This is a genomic window from Lutibacter aestuarii (genome assembly GCF_042676885.1).
Classification (GTDB): domain Bacteria; phylum Bacteroidota; class Bacteroidia; order Flavobacteriales; family Flavobacteriaceae; genus Lutibacter; species Lutibacter aestuarii.
Genome location: NZ_JBHTIC010000006.1, coordinates 490,441 through 507,735 on the forward strand (window position 1 = coordinate 490,441; position 17,295 = coordinate 507,735).

A 17,295-nucleotide genomic window follows, 5' to 3' on the forward strand; every position below is an offset into this window, starting at 1 on the left:
GATTTACAACCTTAAAATAAGGAGATTAAAAAAATAATTAAAATAAATTTTAAAAAAGTCTTTGCAGTTATTATAATTGTTTTAAATTTGCACTCGCATTTGAGATAATAAATGCCAAGTTCTTAAAAAAATGACTGCGAAAGTAGCTCAGGGGTAGAGCATCACCTTGCCAAGGTGAGGGTCGCGGGTTCAAATCCCGTCTTTCGCTCTACAATATATAAAATACCAATGCAGAAGTGGTGGAATTGGTAGACACGCTGGACTTAAAATCCAGTGGACAGTAATGTCCGTGCGGGTTCAAGTCCCGCCTTCTGTACTAAAAACCTTGTTAATCGTTTGATTTTCAAGGTTTTTTAGTTTTAAGGAGGTGTTCTGATAATTTAATGTATTATAGCAAATAATGAGTGGTTAACTTTTTAGAATAACGTTCTTTAAAGACAGTTTAGTCCTCATTGCTCAGTTTGAGCCTTCTAAACCTCACTAATTCTTAAAAGCTTAAAATAAATTTATAAAATAAAAATTGAATTATAGAATGTGTTATTTCTGCTATGTAATCAATATTGTAAATTGCTTTTAAATTTTCTAATATTTTGTTTTAAAAAAGTAGAAGGTTTTACTTATAATTCTGAAAGTAAGCATTATATCTCTTAAATATTTTTAGAGTATAAATTTGAATAAAATAGAATAATTCATTATTTTTAGAGATAGTTTATGAAATCAAAAAAGAAAAAACAGCGAGAGCAAATATCAGCTTCACAAGCAATAGAGATTATGCAAGAATTTTGCAAGAGTATCGGTCTGGATTTGGTTCACGAGCAACCAGATAGCAACAGAGCTTCGATTCACTTTGTGAATAAACCAAAAAAAGATTAGAGGCTTAGATATTTAAAACTATAATAAAATCGTCTTAGATTTTATCAATCTCTATAGTGCCTATATCATTTTGTTATTGAAAACAATACTTCAAAAATTTTACTTGTTAAATAGTTAAACATTTGTTAATAGCTTTATAAAAAGGTAACATAATTTTTTTTGATGCGTCTTTACAATAGATTATAACTTATAAAACTACTTTATCATGAAAAAATTTAAACTATTAACACTAGCCTTAATTATTGGAACATCAAGCTTGTTTGCAGCTAATATTGAAGAAGATATTTCTAAAGATAAGATGAGAAGCGAAATTGTGAAATTATTGGAAAAACCAGATTTTATTGTTGAAAATGAAATTTATGTAAATATTACTTTTACATTTAGCTCTGAAGGTGAGGTAGTAGTACTAAATGTAGATTCAAAAAATCAAGATGTACTTAATTACATACGAAAGAATTTAAATTATAAAAAAATTGAAAATCCGGGAGTAAGAGATAAAATATACAGTATGCCAATTACTGTTAAATCTTAATAAACAAGCAAAATTAATTAAAAGCCAAAACAAATTTGTTTTGGCTTTTTTTGTGATTTTAATTTAAAAAAAATGAAAATTAATCTTAAATTTAGTAATTAAATTATAAGATAATTATGGAGCTTACTTTTCCTTTATTTGCGGGTGTAATAGCCGCAATGTTACATGTAATTTCAGGTCCCGATCATTTAGCTGCAGTTACACCGTTTGCAATTGAAAGTAAAAAGAAAGCCTGGAAAGTTGGCTTGTTTTGGGGAATTGGTCATTTATTAGGCATGTTGTTTATTGGAATGTTATTTATGGTTTTTAAAGAATTGATTCCTATTGAAAAAATTTCAACACATAGTGAACAGTTTGTAGGTATTGTTTTAATTGGTTTAGGAATATGGGTGCTTTTTAAAATATTTAAACAAGAACAATCTCATAAACACACCCATATTCATAGTACTCTTCATCCATTGATTCATAAACATGAGCATGACCACCACATAGAGAAAAAACACAATCACACTCACCCCAATTTAAAACAAGGAACTTTAGCTTCTTTATCTGTAGGTTTTATTCATGGTTTGGCAGGAGTAGCTCATTTTTTACTTTTTTTACCTGTAATTGGCTTTACTTCTATGTTTGATTCTTCAAAATACATAATTGGTTTTGCAATAGGAACTTTGTTGGCTATGATTTCTTTTGCAATTGTTATTGGAAGAATTGCAGATTTTTCTAAAAGAGATCACAATGAAATTTTTTTTAAAGGTATTAGATTTGCTGGTGGATTATTTGCTTTAGTAATTGGGGTTTATTGGATTTTTGCTAATTAACAAATTCTTGGGAGTTGCTCGCCAACTAGAGGGCTTACAATTCTTTTTCCTCCTATGGAACTTTGCATTACAACTTTATTTGGATGCTCAGATGTAATTTCACCAATAATAGCTGCGTTTTCACCTTTTTTGTGATTTTTCATTAAAGCTAAAACTTCTAATTCAATACTAGAATCTACAATAACTAAAAATACACCTTCGTTAGCAACATACATGGGGTCTAAACCTAACATTTCACAAGCTGCAGCAACTTGTTTTTCTAAAGGGATATACTTTTCTTTTAAGAATATGCCTTTGGATATGTCATTTGCAATTTCGTGTAAAACCGTTCCTAAACCACCACGAGTTGGATCTCTAAATAGTTTAATTTTATCGCCAAATTTATCTAGTAATTCAGTAACTATAAAGTTTAAGTTGGTTGTATCACTTTCTATGGTAGATTCAAAATTTAGCCCTTCTCTCTCACTCATAATAGCCATCCCGTGTTGAGCAATATAGCCATTTACTAAAATTTTATCGCCTTCTTTTATAGTATCAACAGAAATGTTTGCTTTTGGGTGCACTAAACCAAAACCAGTGGTATTTATAAAAATTTTATCGCCTTTTCCACGTTCTACAACTTTGGTGTCTCCTGTAATTATTAAAACGCCACTCTCGTCAGCAGCTTTTTTTACAGATTGCACTATTTGAATGAATTCAGAAACTTTTAATCCTTCTTCTACAATAAACGCTAAAGATAAATATTTTGGAATTGCCCCACACATAGCTACATCATTTACAGTTCCGTGTACAGCTAACTCACCAATATTTCCTCCTTTAAAAAAAATAGGTGTTATTACAAAACTATCTGTTGAAATTGCAATTTCTCCTTCAATTTTCACGACGGATCCATCATGTTTTTGATCTAGATAGGGGTTGCTAAATGTTTTAAATATAATTTTATCTAATAAATTTCTAGTAAGTTCACCACCGCTTCCATGTCCTAAATTTATGGTTTCAAAACCTATATTTTCTATATCCATTTTTATTCTATTAAATTGTTTGAAAAATGATAATATGCTGCACAAGCACCTTCTGATGAAACCATAGGGGCTCCTAAAGGATTTGATGGTTTACAGGTTTTTGCAAATTGATTGCATTGATGAGGTTTTTTAATACCTCGTAATATTTCACCAGCAATACACTTGTTGTTTTCAGGTACTTTTATATTATTAATTTTAAATTTTAGTTCTGCATCGTATTTTTGGTACTCAGTTTTAATAACATAACCGCTATTTGGAATTTCACCGATACCACGCCATTCTCTGTTTCCTATTTTAAATACTTTTTGAATGACATTGATGGCTGAGGTGTTTCCATGCTCTTTAACAACACGGGCATATTGATTTTCTAATTGATGGTTGCCTTCTTCTAATTGTTTAACGGACATATAAATTCCTTGTACTAAATCGAGAGGTTCAAACCCAGTAACTACAATCGGAATTTTATATTTTTCTACCAAAGGATAATACTCTTGAATTCCCATAATTGCACAAACATGACCTGCGGCTAAAAATGCATCAATGCTACAAAATTTATCATCTAAAATTGCTTCCATTGCTGGAGGGACTAATACATGAGAAGCTAAAATGGAATAGTTTAAAATTCCTTCTTTTTCAGCATGTAAAACTGATAAAGCATTTGCAGGTGCTGTAGTTTCAAAACCAACTGCAAAAAAAACGACTTCTTTTGTTGGGTTTTGTTTAGCTATTGAAACAGCCTCAATTGGAGAATATAAAATGCGTAAATCGCCTCCTTTTGCTTTAGCCTCCAACAAACTTTTTTTACTTCCTGGTACACGAATCATATCTCCGAATGAACATACAATTACACCTTGCTCTAATAATTCAATGGCTTTGTCAATTAAATTTAGGGGAGTTACACAAACTGGGCAACCAGGACCATGAATCATTCTTACTTTTTCAGGTAATAGTTCTAAAATTCCATTTTTTACTAAGCTATGTGTTTGTCCTCCGCAAATTTCCATAATATTCCATTCACGAGTTGTAATTTTGTGAATTTCATCTAAAATTCTTTTCGTAGCTTCAAGGTTTCTATATTCACTTAAATATTTCATAAACTAATTTTTGATGTTTAAATAATACATCATTTGCCCAAAAGAAATATTTTCATCATTTGGAGCTAATTGTTTATGAAAATACAACTTTATTTCTTTTGGAACTAACTCAATTAACATATCAACCAAAATGGTATTTTGAAAAACACCTCCGCTAAAAGCAATATGTTTATAATGATTGGTAGTTGCTATTTTTAAGATAGTAGAAGCTAACGTAAATAAAAAATTAGCAATACAGTTTTCTTTTGAAACTCCGTTTTGTATATCTTGATAAATGTATTTAATAATTTGAGTTGATGAAATTTCATTTTCAAGGTTGTTTAAATAATTTTTACAAGTTTTTAGATCGTAATTTGTAATTAAATTTTCCATTAAAATGGCGGCTTCTCCTTCATAAGTATTGTAGTCGGTTATGTTTAACAAAGAAGCAACGGCATCAAATAATCTACCAACAGATGAAGTTTTTAGCTGATTATTTTGTTTTAGGTGTTGATAGGTTTTTAATTCATTTTGGGTAAATTTTTGTTTTAAAACTGTATTCATTTCTTCAGAAGCTAATGATAGTAATGACAAGCGTGGTTCTTTTGACATTTTGTTGCCTAACAGCCAGTTAAAATAATTGAAATGATTTAATCTTTCAATTTGATTACTTTCATATTTAAAAAATTCACCTCCCCAAATTTGTGCATCATCTCCATAACCTGTACCATCAAAAATTACACCTAATACTTTTTTATTAAATAAATTATGTTCTCCTAAAATTGCTGAAAAATGTGCTTTATGATGTTGAATTTCAATTAATGTTGAAGAAATTTTTTGAGCTAATTCTTTCCCAAATAGGTTGCTATAATAATTAGGGTGTTTATCAATTAAAACTATGTTAGGTTGTTGTTCAAAAATAGCTAAAAATGCATTTGTAGTGGAAGTAAATCTATTATATACATCATAATTTTCTAAATTGCCAAGATACTCACTTAAGTATAAATATTCATTGGGATAATAAGCAATGCTACTTTTTAAATCGGCACCCAACGCAAGTATTTTTTTGTTAGAATTTATAGAAGGATTGAAATAATTGGGAGCAAAACCACGAGAGCGCCTAAAGAGAATTTCTTGTTCAAATTTTTTACTTATTTTAATCACGGAGTCATCTTGAGGGTGTGTTATTTTTAAGTTGTGTTGTAAAAAATAATCTGCAACAGATTTAAGTTTTTCTATAGCTTCTTTATTTTCACTTATAATTGGAGATCCATGAATATTTCCGCTGGTAGCTACAATTGGAAAATTTAATTTACTTGCTAGTAGTTGTAAAATACCAGAATAGGGCAACATAACTCCTAATTGATTTAATTTAGGAGCTACGGAGTTTATCGTTATTTTTCCATGATAGTTTTGTAAAGGAACAATGGTAATTGGACTTTCAGTTGAGGTTAGTAATTTTAGCTCTTTTGAAGATAAAGTCAACTCTTTTTTTAAAAATTTTAATGAAGGGAATAATACTGCAAATGGCTTGTTAGGTCTATTTTTTTGAAGTCTTAATTTTTGAACAACAGTTTCATTTTCAGCATTGCAGCATAATAAATACCCACTAGTGTTTTTTATGGCTACAATATTTCCTTCTAAAAGAAGTTTAGCAATTTTATTAAATATAGTTTCGTTAACAATTTCAATCTCATTTTCTTTAGAATCTACTAATTTTAAGCTAACTCCACAAGTTGGACAAGTGTTTGTTTGTGAATGAAAACGTCTGTTAAGCGGATTCTTATATTCTTGTAAACAATCATCACACATAGCAAACTCGTCTATACTTGTATGATTTCTTTCAAAAGGAAATGTTTCGGTTATTGCCCATCTTGGACCACAATTTACACAGGTTGTAAATGGATAATAATATCTTCTGTTTTTTTTATTTTTTAGTTCTTTTCTACAATCGTTACAAATTGCAAAATCAGGAGTAAGCGATAAATTTAATTGTCCTTTTTTATTAGAGGGTAGTATTTTGAAATTTTTATAATCTATAAAATCAATTTTGGTAATTGAGCTATGTTGAATTTTAGAAACAGGAGGCGGGAAATGGGTTAGTTTTTTATAGAAACTTTGAATATTTTCAGTTGCTCCAGAAACATAAATAATAACACCCTCTTCGTTGTTAGAAACGGTTCCGTTTAATAAAAATTCATTGGCCAAATTATAAACAAAAGGACGAAAACCTACCCCTTGTACTTGTCCAGAAATAGTAATTTGATAGGTTTTTAGCATTCAGTTTAGTGCTTAAAAGATCCTATAAATTTACAATTTTTTTGAGTGAAGTTCTTTGGAATGAGCTAAAATATTTTCAATAACTTTTGGAATTGCAGCACTAACTTTTTCATTCAATTTTACGGTCATTGGATTTAATTCCTCAATTGAAATGGTGAATAAATGAATGTCAGGAATTTTTTCCATTAAATAAACCGCTTCAATCATATCCTTTAAACCAACATCATGTACGCTTAATGCCGAAGGAAAATCGGAAGCAAATTTAGGACGTATTAATGAAATTGTTCCTGCAGGTTTTCCATCCATAGTAGCATCTATAAATATAATGGTATTATATGCTTCAAAACAATTTAGCAGTAAAAAACCCCCTGTTCCACCATCCAAAATATCAACATAGTTTGGTAATTTAATCTTACTCATTTCTTGAATAATGTGTACGCCAATTCCTTCATCACCCATTAAGTAATTTCCAACTCCCATCACTAAAATAGAATTGGTTTTATCTTTTTCAAAGAAGTAGGAATCGCTACAAATTGCTATTGGGGTTGTTGCTGTTTTTTTCATAATTCATGGTTAAAAAAGTAAATTCATTTCACTTAAAAATACAGGAGCAAAATGAATTTACTTTTACTTTGGGAAATTGCTAATCTTCTAAATCTTCTTCACTTACTTCTACTGAATTTTTGATGCGATCATCACGAACAAATTTATAACCTCCAAACATGGAAGAAACTTCACCACGGCCCTCTAACCAATCATGGTAAAATACTAAATAGATATGAACTAAACTAAATAAAATAAAAGCCCACATAGCGATATGATGTATGGTTCTTACCATAAAATCGCCTCCAAATAATGGAACTACCCAGCTAAAAAGTTTAGGTAACCACCAACTAGACATATCAGCATATAAAGCAAATCCAGTGCAAACTTGTATAATGGCAATAAAAAACATGGTAATATAAGAGATTGTTGCAACGCTATTGTGACCAATACTGATGTTTTTTACATCTCTTTTTTCTTCATTTAATAGTAACACATCAATTTTTACCACATGCCAAAAGTTATTCCACATTTTTTTACTAAATGGCCAAAAAGCTTTCCAACTAGCAAACTGATTTCCTACAAATGACCAATAGATTCTTAAAATCATATTAAAAAAGAAAATATATGCCGCAGTAAAATGAATAAACCTTACGATTCCAAATGAATGTAAATTTGTAGCTTCAGCACTTGATACCAATGCAGGTGGATTGGCTATTAAAAAACCTGTTAATGTTAGAATTATAATTGCAAGAACATTTATCCAGTGAAAAAAGCGTACGGGTAATTCCCAAACCATAACTCGTTTAAAATTTTTAGTTTTCATAATTTTAGTATTTAACTATCACAACTAGAAATATTTTGAACTTTAGAAATATGATTTCCATGTTCATCATATAAATGTACCGCACATGCAATACAAGGATCAAAAGAATGGATGGTTCTAATAATTTCTAAAGGTAATTCTGGGTCAGCTATAGGCGTACCAATTAAAGTAGATTCGTAGGCAGAACGTTGTCCTTTTGGATCACGTGGAGATGCATTCCATGTGCTCGGAACAACTTGTTGATAATTTTCAGTTTTACCATCTTTAATTTTAATCCAGTGAGCCAAAGCACCTCTTGGAGCTTCCATAAACCCAACACCTTTAGTTTCAGAAGGCCAGCTTGATGGTTCCCAACTATCCATATTAGCCATACGTTCATCGCCATTTTTAATGTTATTCATTAAGGTGTTATAGAATTCCATGGTCCAATTAGCTACTAATTGTGTTTCAATACCTCTAGCAGCGGTTCTTCCTAGTGTAGAAAATAGTGCATCTACAGGAACGTTTAAATGTGAAAGTGCTCCATTTACAGCATCTTGAATTTCTTTATTTCCTCTACCATAACCTACTAATAAACGAGCTAATGGACCTACTTCCATAGGCAATCCTTTCCAACGTGGTGTTTTTATAAAGCTGTATTTTTCTTCTACATTTAAATGAGTGTATGGTGGTTTAGGACCCGAGTATTTGATATTGGTTTCTCCATCCCAAGGATGTTTTCCTTTATCATCTCCATCAGAATAGTTGTACCAAGAATTGTTTACAAATTCTTCAATATCACCATTTCTATGATCTACATCATGAACTTTAGATAAATCTCTATTTAAAATAACTCCTTGTGGAAATTTAAAGCTAGATAAATCGGCATAGCCATTGGTAGGAAAATCTCCATACGACATATAATTTCCAAAGCCTTTTCCAATAGCGCCCCAATCTTTGTAAAAGGAAGCTATAGCTAGTAAATCTGGAATATAAACCTGTTCAATAAACTCTTTACCATCTTGAAGTAATTTACCAACATAAGCTAAACGCTCTGCATTTAAGCCTCCTGCACCATCAGAATTTATAGCACAAGCCATACCTCCAACCAGATAGTTTGGATGTGGGTTTTTACCACCAAAAATAGTGTGAACTTTAACAATTTCTTTTTGCCAATCCAATGCCTCCAAATAATGAGCTACAGCCAATAGGTTAACTTCTGCAGGTAATTTCATTTGTTTATGACCCCAATACCCATTTGCAAAAATTCCAAGTTGACCACTTTCAACAAACTTTTGAATTCTTTTTTGTATGTCTGAAAAGTATCCTGGAGAACTTTTTGGCCATTTAGAAATACTTTGTGCAATTTCAGATGTTTTTTTAGGATCTGCTTTTAAACAATTTACCACATCAACCCAATCTAATGCATGAAGGTGGTAAAAATGAACCGCATGATCGTGCATATATAATGCTCCTTCCATAATATTACGAACCATTTCGGCATTGGCTGGAACTGAAATTCCTAAAGCGTCTTCAACAGCTCTCACAGAAGCTAATGCATGAACTGTGGTACAAACACCGCAAGTTCTTTGTACAAAAGCCCAAACATCTCTTGGGTCTCGTCCTTTAACTATTTGTTCAATACCACGAACCATAGTACTGGAACTAAAAGCATCAACTATTTTTCCATCTTTAATTTCTGCTTCGATTCTTAAATGACCCTCTATACGAGTAATTGGGTCAACTACTATTCTATTTGCCATTTTTTATCGTTTTTAAGAGTCAATATTTTTTTCATTACTTTTTCCTCGCTTAATTCTATTCATAAGCTCTTTTCGTTTAGAAATATTTGCAGCAACAGCGTGTACAGCTATTCCTCCGGCTAAAACGCCTGCTGCAACTTTTCCAATATCATCGGCAATTCCTTCTTCAGAAAAACCAGGCACTTTTGTGGTTCTTTCATAGAAAGGTCCATTGTCCCAAAAGTCTTCTTCGCTACAACCTATACAACCATGTCCAGATTGAATTGGGTAACTAACGCCATTATTCCATTTAATGGTACCACAAGAGTTATATGTCATAGGTCCTTTGCAGCCTACTTTATACAAACAGTATCCATTTTTAGCATTTTGGTCATCAAATGATTCTGCAAAAAGACCTGCGTCGTAATAAGGTCTTCTATAACAACTGTCATGTACTCGTTTTCCATAAAAAGCTTTTGGTCTTCCTAATCGGTCTAATTTTGGTAAACGTCCAAAAGCAACTACATGAACAATAATGCCAGCCATTACTTCACCAATAGGAGGGCAACCAGGAACTCTAATGATAGGTTTGTTTTTAACAATTTTATGAATTGGAGTTGCCTCAGTTGGATTTGGTTTTGCAGCTTGTACACAACCATTTGAAGCACAACTTCCCCAAGCAATAATTGCTTTTGCACCTTCCGCTGCTTCTAAAAATGATTCTTTGGCTGATTTTCCAGCAATGCAACAATAATTACCATCATCACCCATAGGTACAGATCCTTCAACACAAAGAATATACTCTCCTTTGTATTTTTTCATAGTTTCCTGTTTAGCAGCTTCAGCTTGGTGACCAGAAGCGGCCATTAAGGTAAGTGTATAATCTAAAGAAATTTTATCTAAAATAATATCTGAAACTATGGGATGATTAGATCTTATAAAAGATTCACTACAACAAGTACATTCCTGATAGTGCTCCCAAATTACAGGCAGTCTAGGAGTGTTTTCTAGAGATTTGGCTATTTGGCCAATCATAGAAGATTCTAAGCCCATAAAAGCAGCCATATAAGTAGAAAATTTCATAAAATCTCTACGAGTATAGCCTTGCTTTATAATGCTTTCATAATAAGTTTTACGCTTTTGATTATTAGTTGACATAGGAGAAGTTTTTAAAATATTAAAAGACTTTTAATTGTATTACGTCGATATGCTATGTAATAACCTATCTAAGTTACATAATAATTTGATTGTATTTACGTAAGTAGCTAATTTAGAACGTATTAAAATAAGATTAATTAACCTTAAATTTTTGTTATTTTTTTAAATTTTAAATCATAAAAATTTATAGAAGTAGGTTTATTATTATATAATTTGTAATTTTACTAGAAATACTTTTTATAGCTAAAATGCACGAATTATCAATTGCAATGGGTATTGTTAAAATAGCTGAGGATGAAACGGCTAAAGTAAAAGCCCAAAAGGTTACAAAAATTGAACTTGAAATAGGTGTTTTATCGGGTATTGAATTAGAATCTTTAAATTTTGTTTGGGAATCTGCAGTTGAGAATAGTGTTTTAGAAGGAGCAGAAAAAGAAATTATTGTAGTTGAAGGAGTTGGGATATGTGCAGATTGTGAAACTAAATTTAACATGGAAAATATTTTTGATTGTTGCCCTAAGTGTGGAAGCAATTTTAAAGGTATTTTAAAAGGGAAAGAATTAAAAGTAAAATCTTTAGAAGTAATCTAAAAAACTATAATTATGTGTGGAACTTGCGGATGTGGATCTGATACTCATGGTCCTACAATTTTAAAACCTGGTGAACATAATGATTCACATACTCATCATCATTCTCATTCTCATCATCACGATGATCACCACCACCATCCTCATGAAAATCACAATCATGAACATGCTCATACCCATAAAGTATTAGAGATTGAACAAGATATTTTACAAAATAATCAAATTTTAGCGGCAAGAAATAGAGGTTATTTTGAGGCAAAAAATATATTTGCTTTAAACTTAGTAAGTTCTCCTGGTTCAGGAAAAACATCCATATTAGAACGCACACTAAATGATTTAAAAAGTGAAATTTCTTTTTATGTTATTGAAGGAGATCAACAAACCTTGAATGATGCAAATAGAATTGATGCTTTAAATATTCCAGTAGTGCAAATTAATACTGGTAAGGGGTGTCATTTAGAAAGTGATATGGTCTATAATGCTGTAAAAAAGTTAGAACCTAAAGATCATTCCGTTTTAATGATTGAAAATGTAGGAAATTTAGTATGCCCTTCTATGTTTGATTTAGGAGAAGGGAAACGTGTTGTGATTATCAGTACTACTGAAGGGGAAGATAAGCCAATAAAATACCCAGATATGTTTCATACAGCTGACGTTTGCATTATTAATAAAATAGATTTACTTCCGTATGTAAATATTGATTTGGACAAATTGAAAAATTATGCACTTCAGGTAAACCCTAAACTTCAATTTTTTGAAATTTCAGCTACAAATGGAGACGGAATGGATGCATGGTATCATTGGTTAAAATCTAATATTTAAAATTATGTGTTTATCTATACCAGGAAAATTAGTTGAAATTACATCGGAATTAGATGAGGTTTTTAGAGTTGGAAAGGTTTCTTTTGATGGAATTATAAAAGAAGTAAGTTTAACCTTAGTTTCAGAGGCAAAAGTTGGAGATTATGTACTGGTGCATGTTGGTGCAGCAATTTCTACTATTGATGAAGTAGAGGCTAAAAAAACATTTGAGCTTTTGAAACAGCTTGATGAATTACACGAATTGGAAGAAGGAGAAGGCTCAAAAGAATAATAACAAAAAAGGCTGATTAAATTTAACCAGCCTTTTTTGTTATTTATTGATTAGTTTTCGTAAGAATGTTTATAAGGTTTACCACTAACAATTTTTAAGATATCTTCTTCAACACTTTCTCTTGGATATTCTACAAAACGACCAATTTCGTTATCTTTTTTATAAAAAATAAAGGTTGGAACTCTAATAATGTCAAGTCCTTCTTGTAAATTATCAGGAGTTTTTTTACTTCTATCAACAGCTATTAATTCTAAATTTTTATAATCAAATCCAGCTTCATCTAAAATTTTATAAAAAACAGGTGTTTGCTCTTTACTATCTCCACACCAAGTTCCCATAAAAGCTTTAATTTTTACTTTTTTTAATAAAGGTTTTAGTTGTTCAATAACATTTTTATTAGAGGTATAATCGTCATAATTAAAATTAAACCAGCCTTTAAAAGGCTCTTGTAAAAAGTGATTTTTTTCAACAACACCAATTAGATTACCAGATTTATCTTTAATAACTTTGGTTTCTTGTTTTTGAACTTTGCAACTTATAGTAGCTAATACTACAAAGCATAAAATTATTTTTTTCATATTTTTTAATTTAATGTAAGTAAAACTACAAAATTAAATTAAAGAATGTTGCGTCATTTTTTTAGGTTGTTCAATACCCATTAATTTTAAAATAGTTGGAGCAACATCACCTAAAATACCATCGTTTATTTGTTTCAACTCTTTGTCAACCAAAATTAAAGGAACAGGGTTTGTTGTGTGTGCTGTATGTGGAGTTCCATCAGGATTTATCATAGTTTCACAATTTCCATGGTCAGCAATTATGATAGTAGTATAATCATTTTGACTTGCTGTTGTTACTACATCTTTTACACATTCGTCAACTGCTTCACAAGCTTTTATGGCAGCTTCCATTACACCAGTATGTCCAACCATATCTCCATTTGCAAAATTTAAACATACAAAATCTACTTCTTTTTTGTTTAATTCTGGAATAATAGCATCTCTAATTTCATAGGCGCTCATTTCAGGTTTTAAATCGTATGTAGCAACCTTTGGAGAAGGACAAAGCAAGCGTTTTTCTCCTTTGAATTCTTGCTCTCTTCCTCCAGAAAAGAAAAACGTGACATGTGGGTATTTTTCAGTTTCAGCAATTCTTATTTGTTTTTTAGTTGCTTTTTCTAAAACTTCACCTAAAGTATCTTCTAAATTATCAGTATTATATATTACATTGATGTTTTTAAAGGTTTCATCATAGTTTGTCATTGTAACATAATGTAATGGTAAGGTTTTCATTCCAAAATCTGGAAAATTTTGTTGTGAAAGTACCTCTGTTAACTCCCTACCTCTGTCAGTTCTATAATTAAAGAAAATCACAACATCATCTGCTTTAATTTGAGTTTTTGGAGTACCATTTTCATTGGTTAATATAATAGGTTTGATAAATTCATCGGTAACCTCATTCCTATAACTTTTTTCAATGCTTTCAATAGCATTGGTTGATTTTTCACCGATTGCATTTACCAAAGCATCGTAGGCAACTTTAACTCTTTCCCAACGTTTATCTCTATCCATAGCATAATATCTACCAGTAATTGTTGCCAATTCACCAGTTGTTTTTGCCATGTATTCTTGAATGTTATTGATAAAATATTTACCTGATTTTGGATCGCAATCTCTACCATCAGTAAATGCATGTAAAAATACTTGTTCCATAGCATTTTCAGCAGCCACATCTAACAATCCTTTTAAATGGTTGATGTGAGAATGAATTCCTCCATCTGAAACCAATCCTAATAAATGAATGCTTTTGTTGTTCTCTTTGGCATAAGAAAAAGCGTCTTTTAAAATTTTTTCGTCACCTAAAGTTTTATTTTCAACAGCCATGTTAATACGAACTAGGTTTTGATATACAATTCTACCAGCGCCTAAATTCATATGCCCAACTTCACTATTTCCCATTTGACCTTTTGGTAAACCAACATGTTCACCATCAGTTCTTAAACTAGCATTTGGGTATTTGTTGTATAAGCTATCTATATAGGAAGTTTTTGCATTAAAAATTGCTGAAACTTTTGGGTCTTGTGTAATTCCCCAACCATCTAAAATCATTAAAATTACTTTCTTATTCATCAGAATTAGGTTTGAATATTTGGTGATTCAAAGATACGAAGTATTCAGTTTTATGATGTTAAAATTAGCTCTAATTCACTAAAACGATTGCGAGATTTTTGTTTTTTTAAAATGGTAGTAACTCAACTACAGCAAAAATAATGCTATTCACATCAAAGCCTAGTTAAAGACTTGTTAATAGCTATTTTGTTAAATAACAATTTTAAAGTTTTGTCGTCTTTTAAATACAATAATAACTTAAAAACTTAAAAACATGAAAAAACTAGTAGTAGCCTTAGTCGTAATTTTTGCAATAACCTTTCAAAAAGTTGAAGCTAAAAATAATTTGAATCCAAATTTAAAAATAATAGAAAAACCATTTACAAATGTAAATGCATTTTGTACTTTAATTCGTATGGGAGATGTAGTAGCGGTAAAAGCCTTAATTGATGAAGGAGTTGATATCAATAGGAAATCTACAGGATTAACACCTTTGATGTTTGCAGCTCGATATAATAAAGTTGAAATTGTAAAATTATTAATTGAAAACGGTGCAAAATTAAAAGTGAAATCGGATAGATTAAAAATAACTGCACTCAAATATGCAGAATTATCCAATGCAAAAGAGTGTTATAAAGTGATAAAAAGTGCTTTAGAAGAAGAAAAGCTACAAAAAAAACAAAAAAGAAATAGAGGGTAATTTCCCTTTGTTGATGTAGTTGAATAAAAAGCTGGGAATTTCCCCAGCTTTCTTATTTTAATTATAGTTCACTCAATTCTTTCACTTTTGAAGCCCATTCAATGAGGATATTTTTTTGATTTTCATAATCATCTTCAAAAGGACCGCAAACAATTTTTAACTCTGTGTTTTTTGATACTAAATTTTCTAACAGAAGAAATTTTTCATTATATAGTGCATTCTTGTAATCATTTTGAATATAAAAATTCCCAAATAGTTTTCTTGCAAATTGTGAAGTCAAAATTTTATCATTGTTATAGTGAAAATTTACATTTGAAACTTCTCTCCAATCTTTATTTAGTAAATTGTTTTTATCAAAAATAGGTTGCAGTTCAGCAGTATACTCTTTTTTTGTAAGCACTTTCCAAATGTTATCTTGTGAACTGTTTATGTTTATCGAGTATGTAACAAATTTTGAATTAGGAATGTTTTTGATTTCATTGTCTGATAGAAATTCAATTTCATTTAATCTAGCACTTCCATTTCCACCATTTAAATACCTAAAACCCACTATAGAATCATTATTTATATGTATTGCTTGTATTACAATTATAAGGTCATTTCTTCTAGTAATTTCATTATAATAATTAGCAAGTTTAGGTAATTTAATATCTAAAACTTTTGCATTTGGATATTTTTTAGTATCTACAAATATTAAAGAAGTTCCATTTTGGGTTTCTTCCTTTGTAGCCATTCTTCCATTTACAACAGGTACATTTTTCCAATTTTGGATGTCAACAGGCGGAAATCCATTTAGATTATCTGGGCAATACCATCCTCCATATGTGTGTGGTTCAGTTTTTATTTGTTTTGCTTTGGTTTGAACCTCCACTTCTTTTGTCGGTTTATTTTGAGAACAAGCTGTAAAAGAAATTAGGCACAATACCATTAATACATTGATGATTTTAGTTTTCATAATTTATGTTTTTTAATTATGCTTAAAAATATTTTGAGGTTGTTCAAAAAAGATTTAAAAAGTGTAAATTAATGTAAATCTTATGTAATTTAATCCAAAAAAATTTTAATAAAGAGTTTATTCAAATAGATTTGTAAAATGATGTTTCATAAATTATATAAGCTCTCATTATTTTTATTTGTTATAGGATGTTTTGCTTTTCAAGTAGATGCAAAAACTACCAATAATCAAGAACTACAAGTTTCACTACGAGCAATAGGACATGAATTTTTATTACAATTAAATGATAGTACTTCGCGTGTTTTGCCTATTAAAAAAATAAATGGGAGGTATGCCGTTCAATTTGAACGAAAATTTTCATTTGAGCCCAATTTGCTATTTTCAACAGTTTTTAATGTTATTGAAAAATATAATATATCAGAAACATTTATTGTTGAAGTAGAACAATGTATAACCCAAGAAGTTATCTATAGTTTTAAAACAAGTATCAGAAAAGATGGAAATATTATTCCCTGCAAGCAAAGAGTTTTACCAAACGATTGTTATATTTTTTATTTTACTGTTATTGAAAATACCAATGAAGAAATTGTAAAAAATAACGCAACTTCACTTTACAACTTTACATATATCTTTATTTTTTTGGCAATAACTTTAAGTACAATTACATATTATAAAAAAAGGAGAACCCATTTAACTTTAAAATCTAGTGTTATACTAATTGGTAAGTATCGGTTCAATCAAAAAAAAATGTTGTTAAGTATTCAAGGTCAATCTGTTGAACTATCAAATAAAGAAGCTAGTTTATTATTTTTATTGTATTCTAATGAAAATAAAACGCTTGAAAGAGAATATATTTTAAATGAGGTTTGGGGTGATGAAGGGAGCTATATTGGTAGAACACTCGATGTATACATCTCTAAACTCAGAAAAAAACTTGAACTAGACTCAAGTTTAAAAATTATTAATGTTAGAGGAATTGGTTATAGATTTGTAATTAATGGGTAAC

General features: G+C 30.2%; 17 protein-coding genes and 2 tRNA genes. 9 read left to right on the plus strand and 10 right to left on the minus strand.

Annotation, left to right across the window (positions count from 1 at the left end; genetic code table 11):
• The first annotated feature begins 136 nt into the window (after nt 1-136).
• The 4 genes from ACFQZW_RS06930 to ACFQZW_RS06945 all read left to right on the plus strand — a co-directional run bounded on the left by ACFQZW_RS06930 (nt 137) and on the right by ACFQZW_RS06945 (nt 2,223).
• Nucleotides 137-208, plus strand: a tRNA-Gly gene (locus ACFQZW_RS06930).
• Between the two features lie 22 nt (nt 209-230).
• Nucleotides 231-316: transfer RNA gene (locus ACFQZW_RS06935), tRNA-Leu, on the plus strand.
• A gap of 762 nt (nt 317-1,078) precedes the next feature.
• Nucleotides 1,079-1,405 carry a hypothetical protein gene (locus tag ACFQZW_RS06940; protein WP_298265437.1) on the plus strand — a complete coding sequence of 109 codons (327 nt, stop codon included), beginning with the start codon at nt 1,079-1,081 and terminating at the stop codon, nt 1,403-1,405.
• 116 nt (nt 1,406-1,521) lie between these two features.
• Nucleotides 1,522-2,223: an urease accessory protein UreH domain-containing protein gene (locus tag ACFQZW_RS06945; RefSeq protein ID WP_298284816.1), complete on the plus strand. Its 702-nt coding sequence runs from the start codon at nt 1,522-1,524 to the stop codon at nt 2,221-2,223.
• On the opposite strand, the gene hypE is transcribed toward ACFQZW_RS06945, so the two are convergent.
• The 7 genes from hypE to ACFQZW_RS06980 form a co-directional block, all read right to left on the minus strand.
• Complete coding sequence (gene hypE, locus ACFQZW_RS06950; RefSeq protein WP_298265441.1) at nt 2,220-3,245, minus strand: hydrogenase expression/formation protein HypE; 1,026 nt, start codon at nt 3,243-3,245, stop codon at nt 2,220-2,222. The two genes, ACFQZW_RS06945 and hypE, sit on opposite strands and share 4 nt — an antisense overlap.
• A 2-nt stretch (nt 3,246-3,247) precedes the next feature.
• Nucleotides 3,248-4,339, minus strand: a complete 1,092-nt coding sequence (gene hypD, locus ACFQZW_RS06955; protein ID WP_298265443.1) for a hydrogenase formation protein HypD — start codon at nt 4,337-4,339, stop codon at nt 3,248-3,250.
• A gap of 3 nt (nt 4,340-4,342) precedes the next feature.
• Nucleotides 4,343-6,598, minus strand: coding sequence for a carbamoyltransferase HypF (gene hypF / locus ACFQZW_RS06960; protein ID WP_386781984.1), 2,256 nt, complete (start codon nt 6,596-6,598; stop codon nt 4,343-4,345).
• Nucleotides 6,599-6,628: 30 nt separating this feature from the next.
• A complete protein-coding gene (locus ACFQZW_RS06965; protein WP_298265447.1) occupies nt 6,629-7,162 on the minus strand; it encodes a hydrogenase maturation protease in 534 nt (177 codons plus the stop codon).
• A 79-nt stretch (nt 7,163-7,241) separates the two neighbouring features.
• Complete coding sequence (gene cybH, locus ACFQZW_RS06970; RefSeq protein WP_298265449.1) at nt 7,242-7,967, minus strand: Ni/Fe-hydrogenase, b-type cytochrome subunit; 726 nt, start codon at nt 7,965-7,967, stop codon at nt 7,242-7,244.
• Nucleotides 7,968-7,978: 11 nt separating this feature from the next.
• Nucleotides 7,979-9,709 carry a nickel-dependent hydrogenase large subunit gene (locus tag ACFQZW_RS06975; protein WP_298265451.1) on the minus strand — a complete coding sequence of 577 codons (1,731 nt, stop codon included), beginning with the start codon at nt 9,707-9,709 and terminating at the stop codon, nt 7,979-7,981.
• A 12-nt stretch (nt 9,710-9,721) separates the two neighbouring features.
• On the minus strand, nt 9,722-10,846 hold the full coding sequence (locus ACFQZW_RS06980; protein ID WP_386781987.1) for a hydrogenase small subunit: 1,125 nt from the start codon (nt 10,844-10,846) through the stop codon (nt 9,722-9,724).
• A gap of 248 nt (nt 10,847-11,094) precedes the next feature.
• Between ACFQZW_RS06980 and hypA the strand changes: the two genes are divergently transcribed.
• From hypA to ACFQZW_RS06995, 3 genes are read left to right on the plus strand one after another with little or no spacing between them, the layout of a single operon-like run.
• On the plus strand, nt 11,095-11,436 hold the full coding sequence (gene hypA / locus ACFQZW_RS06985) for a hydrogenase maturation nickel metallochaperone HypA (RefSeq protein ID WP_298284797.1): 342 nt from the start codon (nt 11,095-11,097) through the stop codon (nt 11,434-11,436).
• 12 nt (nt 11,437-11,448) lie between these two features.
• The gene (hypB, locus tag ACFQZW_RS06990) at nt 11,449-12,255 is read left to right on the plus strand and encodes a hydrogenase nickel incorporation protein HypB (RefSeq protein ID WP_298284794.1); all 807 of its coding nucleotides are present in this window, start codon (nt 11,449-11,451) and stop codon (nt 12,253-12,255) included.
• 4 nt (nt 12,256-12,259) lie between these two features.
• Complete coding sequence (locus ACFQZW_RS06995; protein ID WP_386781991.1) at nt 12,260-12,526, plus strand: HypC/HybG/HupF family hydrogenase formation chaperone; 267 nt, start codon at nt 12,260-12,262, stop codon at nt 12,524-12,526.
• A gap of 50 nt (nt 12,527-12,576) precedes the next feature.
• Here the strand turns inward: ACFQZW_RS06995 and ACFQZW_RS07000 are convergent, their stop codons facing one another.
• Both ACFQZW_RS07000 and gpmI read right to left on the minus strand, forming a co-directional pair.
• Entirely contained in the window at nt 12,577-13,104 is a 528-nt protein-coding gene (locus tag ACFQZW_RS07000; RefSeq protein WP_386781993.1) for a thioredoxin family protein, read from the minus strand.
• A gap of 33 nt (nt 13,105-13,137) precedes the next feature.
• Nucleotides 13,138-14,655, minus strand: coding sequence for a 2,3-bisphosphoglycerate-independent phosphoglycerate mutase (gene gpmI, locus ACFQZW_RS07005; RefSeq protein ID WP_386781995.1), 1,518 nt, complete (start codon nt 14,653-14,655; stop codon nt 13,138-13,140).
• A gap of 253 nt (nt 14,656-14,908) precedes the next feature.
• On the opposite strand from gpmI, the gene ACFQZW_RS07010 reads away from it, so the two are divergent.
• On the plus strand, nt 14,909-15,334 hold the full coding sequence (locus tag ACFQZW_RS07010; protein ID WP_298265465.1) for an ankyrin repeat domain-containing protein: 426 nt from the start codon (nt 14,909-14,911) through the stop codon (nt 15,332-15,334).
• Nucleotides 15,335-15,395: 61 nt separating this feature from the next.
• On the opposite strand, the gene ACFQZW_RS07015 is transcribed toward ACFQZW_RS07010, so the two are convergent.
• Nucleotides 15,396-16,289 carry a hypothetical protein gene (locus ACFQZW_RS07015; RefSeq protein ID WP_386781997.1) on the minus strand — a complete coding sequence of 298 codons (894 nt, stop codon included), beginning with the start codon at nt 16,287-16,289 and terminating at the stop codon, nt 15,396-15,398.
• A gap of 138 nt (nt 16,290-16,427) precedes the next feature.
• On the opposite strand from ACFQZW_RS07015, the gene ACFQZW_RS07020 reads away from it, so the two are divergent.
• Nucleotides 16,428-17,294: a winged helix-turn-helix domain-containing protein gene (locus ACFQZW_RS07020; protein ID WP_386781999.1), complete on the plus strand. Its 867-nt coding sequence runs from the start codon at nt 16,428-16,430 to the stop codon at nt 17,292-17,294.
• Nucleotide 17,295: the final 1 nt, after the last annotated feature.

What these genes read in the sequence shown, in the direction of transcription:
- ACFQZW_RS06940 (WP_298265437.1), top strand. Translation starts at nt 1,079, where the DNA reads ATGAAAAAATTTAAACTATTAACACTAGCCTTAATTATTGGAACATCA.
- ACFQZW_RS06945 (WP_298284816.1), top strand. Translation starts at nt 1,522, where the DNA reads ATGGAGCTTACTTTTCCTTTATTTGCGGGTGTAATAGCCGCAATGTTA.
- hypE (WP_298265441.1), bottom strand. Translation starts at nt 3,245, where the DNA reads ATGGATATAGAAAATATAGGTTTTGAAACCATAAATTTAGGACATGGA.
- hypD (WP_298265443.1), bottom strand. Translation starts at nt 4,339, where the DNA reads ATGAAATATTTAAGTGAATATAGAAACCTTGAAGCTACGAAAAGAATT.
- hypF (WP_386781984.1), bottom strand. Translation starts at nt 6,598, where the DNA reads ATGCTAAAAACCTATCAAATTACTATTTCTGGACAAGTACAAGGGGTA.
- ACFQZW_RS06965 (WP_298265447.1), bottom strand. Translation starts at nt 7,162, where the DNA reads ATGAAAAAAACAGCAACAACCCCAATAGCAATTTGTAGCGATTCCTAC.
- cybH (WP_298265449.1), bottom strand. Translation starts at nt 7,967, where the DNA reads ATGAAAACTAAAAATTTTAAACGAGTTATGGTTTGGGAATTACCCGTA.
- ACFQZW_RS06975 (WP_298265451.1), bottom strand. Translation starts at nt 9,709, where the DNA reads ATGGCAAATAGAATAGTAGTTGACCCAATTACTCGTATAGAGGGTCAT.
- ACFQZW_RS06980 (WP_386781987.1), bottom strand. Translation starts at nt 10,846, where the DNA reads ATGTCAACTAATAATCAAAAGCGTAAAACTTATTATGAAAGCATTATA.
- hypA (WP_298284797.1), top strand. Translation starts at nt 11,095, where the DNA reads ATGCACGAATTATCAATTGCAATGGGTATTGTTAAAATAGCTGAGGAT.
- hypB (WP_298284794.1), top strand. Translation starts at nt 11,449, where the DNA reads ATGTGTGGAACTTGCGGATGTGGATCTGATACTCATGGTCCTACAATT.
- ACFQZW_RS06995 (WP_386781991.1), top strand. Translation starts at nt 12,260, where the DNA reads ATGTGTTTATCTATACCAGGAAAATTAGTTGAAATTACATCGGAATTA.
- ACFQZW_RS07000 (WP_386781993.1), bottom strand. Translation starts at nt 13,104, where the DNA reads ATGAAAAAAATAATTTTATGCTTTGTAGTATTAGCTACTATAAGTTGC.
- gpmI (WP_386781995.1), bottom strand. Translation starts at nt 14,655, where the DNA reads ATGAATAAGAAAGTAATTTTAATGATTTTAGATGGTTGGGGAATTACA.
- ACFQZW_RS07010 (WP_298265465.1), top strand. Translation starts at nt 14,909, where the DNA reads ATGAAAAAACTAGTAGTAGCCTTAGTCGTAATTTTTGCAATAACCTTT.
- ACFQZW_RS07015 (WP_386781997.1), bottom strand. Translation starts at nt 16,289, where the DNA reads ATGAAAACTAAAATCATCAATGTATTAATGGTATTGTGCCTAATTTCT.
- ACFQZW_RS07020 (WP_386781999.1), top strand. Translation starts at nt 16,428, where the DNA reads ATGATGTTTCATAAATTATATAAGCTCTCATTATTTTTATTTGTTATA.